This is a genomic window from Acidovorax sp. Leaf160, assembly GCF_001424265.1.
Classification (GTDB): Bacteria; Pseudomonadota; Gammaproteobacteria; order Burkholderiales; family Burkholderiaceae_C; genus Paracidovorax.
In genome coordinates, this window is the sequence record NZ_LMOV01000010.1 from 19,020 (window position 1) to 31,504 (window position 12,485).

At 69.6% G+C, this 12,485-nt stretch carries 7 protein-coding genes; 5 read left to right on the top strand and 2 right to left on the bottom strand.

Features of this window, described 5'->3' with window-relative positions; genetic code table 11:
- The first annotated feature begins 6 nt into the window (after window positions 1-6).
- The 4 genes from leuA (at window position 7) to ASF94_RS06085 (ending at window position 8,641) form a co-directional block, all read left to right on the top strand.
- Window positions 7-1,695 carry a 2-isopropylmalate synthase gene (gene leuA, locus ASF94_RS06070; RefSeq protein WP_056663108.1) on the top strand — a complete coding sequence of 563 codons (1,689 nt, stop codon included), beginning with the start codon at window positions 7-9 and terminating at the stop codon, window positions 1,693-1,695.
- A 182-nt stretch (window positions 1,696-1,877) separates the two neighbouring features.
- A complete protein-coding gene (locus tag ASF94_RS06075; protein WP_056663111.1) occupies window positions 1,878-2,393 on the top strand; it encodes a C40 family peptidase in 516 nt (171 codons plus the stop codon).
- A 47-nt stretch (window positions 2,394-2,440) separates the two neighbouring features.
- On the top strand, window positions 2,441-3,550 hold the full coding sequence (locus tag ASF94_RS06080) for a 3-deoxy-7-phosphoheptulonate synthase (RefSeq protein ID WP_056663114.1): 1,110 nt from the start codon (window positions 2,441-2,443) through the stop codon (window positions 3,548-3,550).
- A 219-nt stretch (window positions 3,551-3,769) separates the two neighbouring features.
- Entirely contained in the window at window positions 3,770-8,641 is a 4,872-nt protein-coding gene (locus ASF94_RS06085) for an EAL domain-containing protein (protein ID WP_200933031.1), read from the top strand.
- Window positions 8,642-9,708: 1,067 nt separating this feature from the next.
- Here ASF94_RS06085 and ASF94_RS06090 read toward each other — a convergent pair.
- On the bottom strand, window positions 9,709-10,302 hold the full coding sequence (locus ASF94_RS06090) for an acyloxyacyl hydrolase (protein WP_056663230.1): 594 nt from the start codon (window positions 10,300-10,302) through the stop codon (window positions 9,709-9,711).
- A 130-nt stretch (window positions 10,303-10,432) separates the two neighbouring features.
- On the bottom strand, window positions 10,433-11,077 hold the full coding sequence (locus tag ASF94_RS06095) for a Spy/CpxP family protein refolding chaperone (RefSeq protein WP_056663117.1): 645 nt from the start codon (window positions 11,075-11,077) through the stop codon (window positions 10,433-10,435).
- Between the two features lie 385 nt (window positions 11,078-11,462).
- Here ASF94_RS06095 and ASF94_RS06100 point away from each other — a divergent pair, with 385 nt between their 5' ends.
- The gene (locus ASF94_RS06100) at window positions 11,463-12,455 is read left to right on the top strand and encodes a recombination-associated protein RdgC (protein WP_056663120.1); all 993 of its coding nucleotides are present in this window, start codon (window positions 11,463-11,465) and stop codon (window positions 12,453-12,455) included.
- Window positions 12,456-12,485 lie beyond the last annotated feature (30 nt).

Genomic DNA, 12,485 nt, shown 5'->3' on the forward strand with positions numbered 1-12,485 from the left:
CCCACTATGATCGCCCAGCCTTCCACCAAGTACCAGGCCTTTCCCCCCATCGCGTTGAACGACCGTACCTGGCCGTCCAACACCCTCACCCGCGCGCCCATCTGGCTGTCCACCGATCTGCGTGACGGCAACCAGGCGCTCTTCGAGCCGATGAACGGCGAGCGCAAGATGAAGCTCTTCCACGAGCTGGTGCGCATCGGCTTCAAGGAGATCGAGGTGGGCTTTCCCGCCGCGTCGCAGACCGACTACGACTTCGTTCGCCGCCTGATCGACGAGAACCTGGTGCCGGACGACGTCACGCTGATGGTGATGACGCAGTCGCGCGCCGACCTCATCGAGCGCACGGTCGAGGCCGTGAAGGGCGCGCCGCGCGCCATCGTGCACCTCTACAACGCCACGGCACCGGTCTGGCGCCGCGTCGTGTTCGGCATGGACGTGCCCCAGGTGATGGATTTCATCACCGAACACGTCTCGCACCTCAAGCGCCTGACCGATGCCCAGCCCGGCACGCAGTGGACGCTGCAGTACTCGCCCGAATGCTTCAGCGCGACCGAACTGGAGGTGTCGCTGCAGGCCTGCCAGACCGCCATCGCCGCCTGGGGCACGGGCCCGGGGCGCCAGATCATCATCAATCTTCCGACCACCGTGGAGAACGCCACGCCGAACGTGTTCGCCGACCAGATCGAGTGGATGCACCGCCACCTGAGCCCGCGCGAGCACATCGTGCTCTCCGTGCACCCGCACAACGATCGGGGCACGGGCGTGGCCGCCGCCGAGCTGGCGATGATGGCCGGTGCGCAGCGCGTGGAAGGCTGCCTCTTCGGCAACGGCGAGCGCTGCGGCAACCTCGACGTGGTGACGGTGGCGCTCAACCTCTACACCCAGGGCGTCCACCCCGGCCTCGACTTCTCCGACATCAACGCCATCGCCCGCGTGGCCGAGGAATGCACCGCCCTGCCCATCCATCCGCGCCACCCGTACGCGGGCGACCTGGTGTTCACCTCGTTTTCCGGCTCGCACCAGGATGCGATCAAGAAAGGCTTCGCCGCGCAGGAGAAGCAGGAACTCTGGCAAGTGCCCTACCTGCCGATCGACCCCGCCGACCTGGGCCGCACCTACGACAGCGTGATCCGCGTGAACAGCCAGTCGGGCAAGGGCGGCATCGCCTTCCTGCTGGAGCGCGAACGCGGCGTGGTGATGCCGCGCCGCATGCAGGTGGAGTTCAGCGCCGTGGTGCAGCGCCACACCGACACCAGCGATGGCGAGATGACCGGCGCAGCGCTCTGGGACCTGTTCCAGGCCACCTACCTGCGCATGCCGGCGCAGGCTCCGGGCGCGATGCACTACCACGCGCACCGGTTGGCGGGCGACGGCCAGAGCATCGAGATCGACGTGACCATCGACGGCACCCGGCAGACGCTGCAGGGCCAGGGCAACGGCCCGATCGATGCCACCGTGGACGCGCTCGGCCTGCCGCTGCGGGTGCACGGCTATGAGGAACGCGCCACCGGCGCCGGCGCGAACGCCCAGGCGCTGGCGCTCGTCGAAGCGGGCCTGGACGGCCAGCCCGGCGCGACCTTCGGCGTCGGCCTGCACCACAACATCGTCACCGCATCGATCCAGGCGGTGGTGAGCGCGGCGAACCGCCTGATCGCGCGGCAGGGCCAGGGCAGCACCTCGTCCGCGGCGGCCTGAACGAGCGCCGCCGCACGGCCCATCCGGCCGACCGCCGGACAGGAACCGTTGCGCTGCCGCAGCCAGCCGCTGCGGCAGCGCCCGGGTCGCAGGCATCGCCTACCCTTCGATGCCCCCGCGACCCGTGCGGCGGCCCCCTCGCGTTACATCCCATCCGGGCGCTTCCGGTACCCTCACGGGCCATGCATGAAGCTGCCGTCGCCTCTCGCCGTGCTGCCGTTGTCCGTGTCGGTCTGCTGCTGGCTGCGTCGCCCGCCTGGCTGCTGGCGGGCTGCGGCTCCGCGCCGGCGCGGCGCGCGCCGCGCACCATCGCCTATTCGCGGCTCACGCCCGAGCAGTCCAGCGACATCGCCATCCACGCGCTGGGCCTGGTGGGCACGCCCTACCGCTATGGCGGCAACACGCCCGAAGGCGGTTTCGACTGCAGCGGCCTGATCGGCTACGTGTACACCAGCCGCGCCGGCGTGGCACCGCCGCGCACGGTGGCCCAGCTCAGCGATTTCGGCGAGCGGGTGGATGCCGACGAGCTGCGCACCGGCGACCTGGTGGTGTTCGGCGCGGGCCGGCCTTCGCATGCCGGCATCTATGTGGGCGAGGGCCGCTTCGTGCACGCGCCTTCGAGCGGCGGCACGGTGCGGCTGGACCGCATCACCGCAGGCTACTGGTCGCGCCAGCCCACCGCCTTCCGCCGTCCCTGACCTGCGGCAAAGCGCCACGCGCGCCCACCACGCGACAATCGTGGGCTATGACGACCCACGCCCACCGCACCGCCACGCCGCTTTCCACCCACGATACGACCCGCATCGACGACACGCGCATCGGCGCCGTGCGTCCGCTGCTCACGCCCGCCCTGCTGCAGGAATGGCTGCCCACGCCCGATGCGGCGCTGGCGCTGGTGGAATCCAGCCGCGCCGCGATTTCGCGCGTGCTGCACGGCGAGGACGACCGGCTGATCGTGGTGGTCGGCCCCTGCTCCATCCACGACCACGGCCAGGCCCTGGACTACGCGCGCCAGCTCAAGGTGCAGGCCGATGCGCTGCAGGCCGACCTGCTGGTGGTGATGCGCGTCTACTTCGAGAAGCCGCGCACCACGGTGGGCTGGAAGGGCTACATCAACGACCCGCACATGGACGGCAGCTTCGCCATCAACGAAGGGCTGGAGATGGCCCGCGCCCTGCTGCTGGACGTGCTGGCGCTGGGCCTGCCGGTCGGCACGGAGTTCCTCGACCTGCTGTCGCCGCAGTTCATCAGCGACCTGGTGAGCTGGGGTGCCATCGGCGCGCGCACCACGGAGAGCCAGAGCCACCGGCAGCTGGCCAGCGGCCTGTCCTGCCCGGTGGGTTTCAAGAACGGCACCGACGGCGGCGTGAAGGTGGCGAGCGATGCCATCCTGGCGGCGCAGGCGCCGCATGCCTTCATGGGCATGACCAAGATGGGACAGGCGGCGATCTTCGAGACGCGCGGCAACAACGACTGCCATGTGATTCTGCGCGGCGGCAAGCAGCCCAACTACGGCGCGGCCGATGTGCAGGCGGCCTGTTCCCTGCTGCAGTCCGCCGGCCTGCGCGAGCAGGTGATGATCGACGTGTCGCATGCCAACAGCAGCAAGCAGCACCGCCGCCAGATCGACGTGGCGGCCGAAGTGGCGGCGCAGATCGCGGCGGGCGATGCGCGCATCACCGGCCTGATGATCGAAAGCCATTTGCAGGAAGGCCGCCAGGACATCATGCCGGGCCAGCCCCTGGCACCCGGCGTGTCGGTGACCGACGCCTGCATCAGCATGGCGCAGACGGTGCCGGTGCTGCAGGGCCTGGCAGCGGCGGTGCGGTCGCGGCGCGGCGGCGGTCTGGCGTAAAAGCCCTACAACGCTTTGTAAAAAAACGTTGCAAGGTGCCTTCCTCTAGGAATGAGCCTGCACCGGGCAGCGGTGTAGCATTGAGTAACCGATTGTGTTCACAGTGACGCCCGCCTTGCCCCTGTCTGGTTTCCCGCCCGATCCACTGTCCGCTCTATGGCTCCCGGGCCTGTTGCGGGTTGGGGATCGCGCCGCGTCGCCGCGCCATTGACCATGCGCATGCCGCCCGTTCCCACGCAGCCTGCGTGGCCCGAGCGGCCTGTCGATCCGGGCATTCCCGACACTTCTGACGATCCGGCATTCGATCAGCTGGCCCGGCTCGCGGCGCGTGTCTGCGGCATGCCGATGGCGGCCATCGTTTTTCACCGCCCTCCGGCGGCGGGCCATGACAGCGAAGGCGGCATCGGCAGCGGCATCGAATGGTGCAAGTCCGCACACGGCCTGCCGCGCTCCGCACTGGAAGGCCCGCCCGCGCTCTGGGCGCTCGCCCGCAGTGCCGCAGGTCGCGCCGAAGCGCGGGCCGCGCCCCATGCCCGGATCGCCGGGGTGCCCAACGCCCGCGCCCACCGCACGCTGGCGTGCCATGCCATCGCGCAGCCCCCCTGGCAGGTGCGGGCCGTCGCCTGCGTGCCGCTCTGGTCGGCCGATGGCACGGCGGTGATCGGCGCGCTGGCGGTGATGGACACGCTGGAACGCGGGCTGCAGGCGCCGCAGCGCGAATCGCTGCGGACCGTGGCGGATCAGCTGATGCTGCTGCTGGAACTGCGCCGCGCGCACCATGCCGAGGCCCGCCAGGCGGCGGAACGCGACCGTCTGTTGGCACAGCTGCAGATGCAGAGCGAGGTCATGCGCAACGTGGCGCGCGTGGCGCGGGTCGGCGGCTGGCAGGTGGACCTGGCCAGCCGGGTGCTGTCGTGGTCGCCCGAGGTGGCCGCCGCCTACGAACTGCCCCTGCTGCAGGCCCCGCTGGAAGCCAGCCTGGCCATCTACCCGGAAGCGGAGCGGGCCACGGTGCGCTCTGCGTTCGAGGCCTGTGCGCAGCACGGCACCCCCATCGACCTGCAGATGCCGGTGACCATGCCCAACGGCCGCAGCTACCGCGTGCGCCTGGTGGCCCATGCGGTCCGCGACGGGCGCGGCGAGATCACCCAGGTGCAGGGCACCTTCCTGGACGTGAGCGACAGCCATGCGGCCAAGGCCGCACGGGCCACCAGCGACGAACGCTTCCGCCTCGTGGCCCGTGCCACCACCGACGCGGTCTGGGACTGGGACCTGCTGACCGACGCGCTGTGGTGGAGCGAAGGCATAGAAACCCTGTTCGGCGTGCCGCGCCACCTGCTGGCGCCCGACATCACCTCCTGGACGGACCGACTGCATCCGCAAGAGCGCGCGGACGTGCTGCGGCGCATCCGCGCGGTGCAGGCCGGCACCGGCAATGCCTGGGCCGACGAATACCGCTTCCGCCGCTACGACGGCAGCTATGCCTGGGTCAGCGACCGCGGCTTCGTCATCCGCGAGGGCGAGCAGCAACGCGCCGTGCGCATGGTGGGCGGCATGTCCGACATCAGCGAGCGGCGGCAGGCGGCGCTGCAGGCACAGCACGAAGCGCGCGCCCATGCGGAGCTGGTGCGGGTGCAGCAGCGAATGGCCTCGCTGGAGGTCCCCACCGCCGAGGTGCTGCAGCTCACCGCGGACGCCGCGATGGCGCTCACGCAGGCCGATGCCGCCGTGGTGGATCTGCGCGACGGCCAGCGGCTGCGCACCTGCGTTCGCGCCCAAGGCAGCGTGCCTGGCCTGGGGCCGGCGATGGGCGACACGGCGGAGCTGGAAACCGGGCCGGCCAGCGGCGCGTGCTGGCTCGCCGTGCCCGTGCGGGCGGGCGAGGAGGTACCGGGCCGGCTCCGGGTGCTGGCCCGGCGCGAGGGCACGTTCACTCCGCGCCATGCCGGCCTGCTGCAGACGCTCGCCGACTCGCTGGCCAGCACGCTGCAGCTGCGCGACGTCGAGTCGCGGCTGCGCGCCTCGGAGCAGCAGTACCGCGCGCTGTTCGCCGACCATCCGCAGCCGATGTGGGTGTACGAATGCGGCACGCTGCGCATCCTTGCCGCGAACCACGCCATGGTGCGGCACTACGGTTATGCGGAGAGCGAGCTGCGGTCGATGACGATGCTGGACCTGGCCGTGCCCGAGGAGCGCGAAGCCATGGCGACCCTGCTGCGCGGCATCGCCCCCGACGCCCGCACCTTCGCCGCGCACCGCCGCCATGTGCGGCGCGACGGCACGCTGCTGGACATGGAGGTGTATGCCGGGGGCACGCACTTCGCCGGGCGCCTGGCGCGCCAGGTGCTGGGCAACGACGTGACCGGCCGGCTGCGCGCCGAACGTGAACTGGCGCGCGTGGGCCGCGCCCAGCGGCTGCTGAGCGCCGTCAACGAGACCCTGGTGCGCGCCACTGCCGAGTCGGAAGTGCTGCATGCCGTCTGCCGCGTGGCGGTGGACATCGGCGGCTACCGCATGGGCTGGGTGGGCATGGCGCGCGACGATGCCGCCCAGTCGATCGAGATCGTGACCCACGCCGGCCACAACGATCAGTTCGTCGAGCAGCTGGACCTGAGCTGGAACGGGGAGACGCCGGGCGGCTTCGGCCCGGCGGGCGTGTGCATCCGCAGCGGCCGCACGGTGATCGTGCGCGACGTGCGCCGCGCCCCCATCTTCACCGGCTGGTTCGAACGCATGCACGCGCACGGCTTCCACGCCGTGGTGTGCCTGCCGCTCAGCGATGCGCAGCGCACCTTCGGCGTGCTGTATCTCTATGCGCCCGAGGTGCTGCACCTGGGCGCGGAGGAAACGCAGCTGCTGGAGTCGCTCGCCAACGACGTGGCCTTCGGCATCACGAGCCTGCGCGCCCGCAGCGAGCAGCAGCATCTGCAGGACATGGTGCTCAAGGTGGCGTCGGCCGTGTCGGCCGGCACCGGCGAGCAGTTCTTCCAGCAGCTGGCGCGCAACATGGCCGACGTGCTGGGCGCGCAGGTCGCCTGCGTGGCGCGCCTGCTGCCGCCCGCGCCCGGCGAGCCGGCGCGCGTGCGCACGCTGGCGCTGGTGCAGGACGGGGTGGTGCAGCCGGCATTCGAGTACCTGATCGCCGGCACGCCGTGCGAGCCGTTGCTGACGCAGCGCCACCACATCGTGCCGGCGCAGGCCGCGCAGCTGTATGCGGCGGTGCCGGCATTCGCCGCCCTGCAGGCGCAAAGCTATGTGGGCTACCAGCTGACCGGCAACGCCGGGCAGGTGGCGGGCCTGGTGTTCGTGACGTTCCGCGAACCGCTGGCACGGCCCGAGGTGGTGCTGCACACCCTGCAGATCTTCGCCGCGCGCGCGGCGGCCGAGATCGAGCGGCAGAGCTCGGACACGCGCATCCGCCAGCAGGCCTCGCTGCTGGACAAGGCGCGCGACGCGATCATCGTGCGCGACCTGAACCACTGCATCACGTTCTGGAACCAGGGCGCGGAGCGCATGTACGGCTGGACCCAGCAGGAAGTGCTGGGACGCTCCATCGAAAGCCTGCTCTACCAGGACACGCAGGATTTCCGCCATGCCACGCAGTCGACGCTGGAGCATGGCGAGTGGACGGGCGAGATCCTGCAATACGACCGCGACGGCACCGCGCTGGAGGTGGAAGGCCGCTGGACGCTGGTGTGCGACGAGCAGGGAGCGCCCGAGTCGGTGCTGGCCATCAACAGCGACATCCGCCAGCGCAAGGCGACCGAGCGCGAGATCCAGCGGCTGGCGTTCTACGACCCGCTCACCGGCCTGCCCAACCGCATGCTGCTGATGGACCGCATCGACCACGCCCTGGCGATGGCGCAGCGCCGGAACATGGCGGGTGCGGTGCTGTTCATCGACCTGGACAACTTCAAGACGCTGAACGACACGCTGGGCCACGACAAGGGCGACCTGTTGCTGCAGCAGGTCGCCCAGCGGCTCACCACCTGCGTGCGCGGCGTGGACACGGTGGCGCGCCTGGGCGGCGACGAGTTCGTGGTGATGGTGGAAGAACTCAGCGCCGAGCCGGACGAACTGGCCCGGCACGCCCGCCAGGTCGGCGAGAAGGTGCTGTCGGTGCTGGCCGCGCCCTATGCGCTGGCCGGCTACCAGTACAGCAGCACGCCCAGCATCGGCATCGCGCCCTTCACCGGCGCGCACACCAGCGTCGGCGAAGTGCTGAAGCAGGCCGACCTGGCCATGTACCAGGCCAAGACGGCGGGCCGCAACACGCTGCGCTTCTTCGACCCCGGCATGCAGGCGGTGGTGAGCGCCCGCGCCACGCTGGAGTCCGACCTGCGCACCGCACTGGCACAGGAAGAATTCCTGCTGCACTACCAGCCCCAGGTGGACCACCACGGCCATGTGGTGGGCGTGGAGGCGCTGCTGCGCTGGGGCCAGCCCGCGCGCGGCATGGTGCCGCCCCATGAATTCATTCCGCTGGCGGAGGAAACCGGGCTGATCCTGCCGCTGGGCCGCTGGGTGCTGCACACCGCCTGCAAGATGCTGGCGAGCTGGCGCGACGAGCCCGACCTGGCGCACCTGACCATGGCCGTGAACGTGAGCTCGCGCCAGTTCCGCCACGCCGGCTTCGTGGACGACGTGGCACGGGTGCTGGCCATCACGGGCGCGCCGTCCGCCCAGCTGAAGCTGGAACTGACCGAAACCCTGCTGGTGGAAGACATGGAAACCACCATCGCCACCATGTCTGCCCTGCGCAGCTACGGGGTGCGGTTCTCGCTCGACGACTTCGGCACTGGCTACTCCTCGCTCAGCTATCTCAAGCGCATGCCGCTGGACCAGCTGAAGATCGACCGCAGCTTCGTGGCCGACCTGCTGACCGATCCGAACGACGCCGCCATCGTGGACACCATCATCGCGCTGTCGCGCAGCCTGGGCCTGCAGGTGATCGCAGAAGGTGTCGAGACGCGCGAACAGCGCGACCGTCTGGCGCAGGCGGGCTGCCGGTTCTATCAGGGCTACTTCTTCAGCCGGCCCCTGGCGGCCGATGCTCTCGATCGCTTGCTCCACCCCGACCGGGATATTTGAGCCCCTTCCCGGGGCTTTGAGAGGCCTTCCTGAGCCTCTCCAGATCCAAAAACCCTCCAGCCTTTTCGGAGCCGTCAGGTTCATTCCTGGGCGCTATTTCCTGCAAGGCCGTCCTGGACTGCGGACTTTCTCCCTGGTATTCCTTCTTTTCTTTCTATAAATCCATAGTGGTAGTAGTAAGGACCGGCCAGTTCTGTGGATAACCCGGCTTTATCCAATCGCCACCGCAACTTGCCGGCCCGATAACGGTGTGGGCCGACCGGCCCTGCTGCCGTACCTCCAACGGGGATAAACCGCAGGCGCGCGCTTTTTCTGTGGATAACCGCCGAGTTGTGCCAGAACTGTCCCCAGCCTTGTCCGCCATTCCTGTCTGACGCGGCGGTTTTGGACGGATCGAGCGGGGCTCGGCGCACGCGAGTCCACCTCGGCGCGTTTTGGGCCGCCTGTGCGCGCCGGCAGATCTGGCGATGCGGCTGATACGGCTGATGCGGCGCCGCAGCTTACGCGCGGGCTGTTCCGTTGACCGGCACTCCGATGGGCGCGCGCTGATCGGGGTGCAGAGTGCCGATGCAGCGCGTTTTCCGGACCGGGCGCTTGCTCCATCTGGGCGGAAAGCTATGAAAAAAATAGCAATCCCCCTTTTTTCTTTTGCGGGCCGCCCCGAACGGGTCGCGTTGTTTTCCCGCCCGCCCTTTCTCGGCCGCCGCTCCCATCGGCCTGCGGAACCGGCGCGGCCTTGAAGTTCGGTTGTTCTTCTAAAGGCTTTATAAATAGATAGCAGTAGTAGTAGAGCAGCCGTTTTTTTGTGGACAAGGCGCATTTGTCCAATGGCGACAGGGCTTTGCGTGGCCGCCAACCCTGTGGCCCCAACCCGGGAGTGGCAGCGGTCTGGGCGATAACAACTTCGGCGCACCGCCATCTTCTGTGGATAAGTGCCCGGTTGTTCGGAAATAATCCCCATGGTTGTCCATAGGTCGTTCAGGCGGGTGCAAAAAAGGCGAACGAAAAAAAAGGCTCCTTGCGGAGCCTTGGGCGCTGTGCGGGGGGCGGCTGGACAGCCGCTGCCCTCAGAAGTGGTAGCCGTAGCGCAGCTGCACCAGGTTCTCGCCGGGGTTGGGATGCTTGATGCCGGCGTTCGACAGATGCTGCACCCGCAGCGATACCTCGTGACGGCGCTGCTCGCCGAAGTTCACGCCGAAGCCGACATGCGAGGCGAAATTGAAGCGGGTGCTGAATTCCTTGCGGTCGGTGACGAAGCGCTTGCTGGCCACCGTCGCGCCGATGCCGCCTTCGAAGAACCAGGCCGAGCGGCCCTGGTCCGGCCGCAGCCGCAGGGTGGGCGTGACGCCCAGCAGGTAGGAATGGCTGTAGCTGCCGGGCTCGCCGTCGAACGACCAGCGGCTGGCGTAGACGTCCCAGTGGCCACGGACTTCGCTGCCCCAGAGGTCGGTGCGCCAGGAATTCCACGGCAGGGTGGCGCCGAGGGTGATGGCGTCGGTGCCGTGTTCGCCCCGGCTGCCTTGCAGGTAGACGGAGGGGTTGTGGACGGCGTCGTTGGAAGCCGCGGTTTGCGCTGCGGCGCGCAGCGGCGCGGCCAGGGCCAGCAGGGCCAGTACGGGGGCGAACCGCTGAACCGGCAGGCGGCGAAGGGAAGTGAACATGGTGCGATGGGCGGTGAAGTACACAAATTGTGTAACTCACTGTAGGCGGGCACCGTTCCGCCCGGTGTAGGTGGGAATCGCCAGCGGGAACGCCGCCCGGGGGGCGGCGCTCACGGGGACCTCCGGTTGCTTACTGGGGCGCGGGGGTGGCGGAGGGCGCGCCGGGAGCCGTGGGTGCGCCGGTCATCGGCTTGCCATGGCGTGGGCCGTGGCGTGGGTCACCCCGGCCATCGGGGCCCGGGCCCTTGCCGCCCATCGGGCCGCCCATGTGGTGGCGGGCGGTTTCAGCGTCGAACACCTTTTGCTGGGCGGGCGTCAGCGCGGCGTAGAACGTCTTGGTCGCGTCGCCACGGCGGTCGGCTTCGGCGGCATGCTGGGCGCGCAGCGCCTTCATGCGGTCGATGCGCTCGGGCGTGGTCAGCTTTTCCAGGCTGCCGGGAGCCGGGCGGTCGGGGCCGGCGGCGGGCGGCTGCATGGCGGCGGTGTAGGTCGTCCAGGCCGATTCCTGCGCGGCCGTGAGCTGCAGCTTCTGCTTGAGCGCTGCCGCGTGGCGGGCCATGCGGTCCTTGCGTTCTTCGGGCGAGGGGGCACGGCGCTCCTGCAGGCGGGGTGCGGGCTTGGCGGCGTCGGCCGGTGCGGCGGCGGTCGGCGCGGTCACGGGCGCTGGAGCGGCGGGCGCTGCGGGCTGGGCGAAGGCGGGTGCCGCCAGGGCTGCTAGCAGGGCCGTGGCCAGCGTGGTGGATGCGAGGCGTTGTTGGAAGGTGGTGGTTGCCATGATGCGGGTCCTTTCGGGGGGCGTCGTCTTGACGGGAGGGAGCGTTTCAGCGCCGGGGGTTGGAGGGGTGGTGTTCCCGGCGCCTGGAAGCCAGTGTCTGCCCGGCATGTATCGCCGGCGTGGCCGGATGATGTGGCTGTGTAAAGTTGTGCCAACGGCAGGTAGCGCACGCACCAGTGCCACCCTGGCCGCGCCGCCGGCCGAACCGTGCCGGACGGCCTGATCCGCCCCTGGCGCCCGCCCCGCCTGCATCTCCTGCTATCGATTCCGATGCAGAACATCACGACCGTGGCCGGTAACCGGGCGTAGCACGCCACAGCGGCCGCCCGGCAGCGCCGACAATGGCGGCCGTTGAAGTCGATATCGCTGAAAAGGGTTTGAATCCGTGTTCAAGAACATGATCGTGTACCGCATTGCCCCCGAATGGCAGGCGGAACTGACGCAGGTGGACGAGGCGCTCGCCAAGCTGCCTTTCGCCGAGTGCGGCGCCACGCAGGAAAAGTCCATCGGCTGGGTGCCGCCGCGCGGCGAGGCGCACGGCCCCATGGCCGAATCGGTCGGCGGGCACTGGGTGCTGCGCTTCATGGTGGAAACCAAGGTGCTGCCCGGCTCGGTGCTGGCGCGCAAGGTGAAAGACAAGGCGGCCCGCATCGAGCAGGAGACCGGCCGCAAGCCCGGCAAGAAGGAATCGAAGGAGTTGAAGGAAGAGGCCAAGCTCGACCTGCTGCCCATGGCCTTCACCAAGCAGGGCTCGATGTGGGTGTGGATCGACCCGAAGGCGCATTTCCTGGTGCTGGACACGTCCTCCCAGGGCCGCGCCGACGAGGTGACGAGCCTGCTGGTCGAGGCGCTGCCCGGCCTGTCGGTGTCGCTGCTGGACACGCAGGCCAGCCCTCAGGCCGCCATGTCGCACTGGCTCAAGGAGCAGGAGCCGCCCGCCGGTTTCAGCGTGGACCGCGAGTGCGAGCTGAAAAGCGCCGACGAGACCAAGGCCGTGGTGCGCTATTCGCGCCACCCGCTCGACATCGAGGAAGTGCAGGCGCACATCGACGCCGGCAAGCTGCCCACCAAGCTGGCGCTGACCTGGAACGACCGCGTGTCCTTTTTGCTGACCGAGGGGCTGCAGCTCAAGAAGGTGTCGTTCCTCGACACGGTGTTCGAAGGCCAGGGCTCGGGCAAGGACGACGGCGGCTTCGACACCGACGTGGCCATCGCCACGGGCGAGCTGTCGCAACTGATCCCCGACCTGATCGAGGCGCTGGGCGGCGAGGGCCGCACGGGGTTGGGCGGCGAGGGCCGCACGGGGTTGGGCGACGGCGCGCCGGCCGCGTCGGCGGCGCCCGCCCCGGCGGGCGAGAACGACGACGCACCGTTCTGAGCCGGTGAGCCCGGCGTGGCCCACGCCGGC

What these genes read in the sequence shown, in the direction of transcription:
- ASF94_RS06075 (WP_056663111.1), top strand. Translation starts at nt 1,878, where the DNA reads ATGCATGAAGCTGCCGTCGCCTCTCGCCGTGCTGCCGTTGTCCGTGTC.
- leuA (WP_056663108.1), top strand. Translation starts at nt 7, where the DNA reads ATGATCGCCCAGCCTTCCACCAAGTACCAGGCCTTTCCCCCCATCGCG.
- ASF94_RS06090 (WP_056663230.1), bottom strand. Translation starts at nt 10,302, where the DNA reads ATGTTCACTTCCCTTCGCCGCCTGCCGGTTCAGCGGTTCGCCCCCGTA.
- ASF94_RS06080 (WP_056663114.1), top strand. Translation starts at nt 2,441, where the DNA reads ATGACGACCCACGCCCACCGCACCGCCACGCCGCTTTCCACCCACGAT.
- ASF94_RS06095 (WP_056663117.1), bottom strand. Translation starts at nt 11,077, where the DNA reads ATGGCAACCACCACCTTCCAACAACGCCTCGCATCCACCACGCTGGCC.
- ASF94_RS06085 (WP_200933031.1), top strand. Translation starts at nt 3,770, where the DNA reads ATGCCGCCCGTTCCCACGCAGCCTGCGTGGCCCGAGCGGCCTGTCGAT.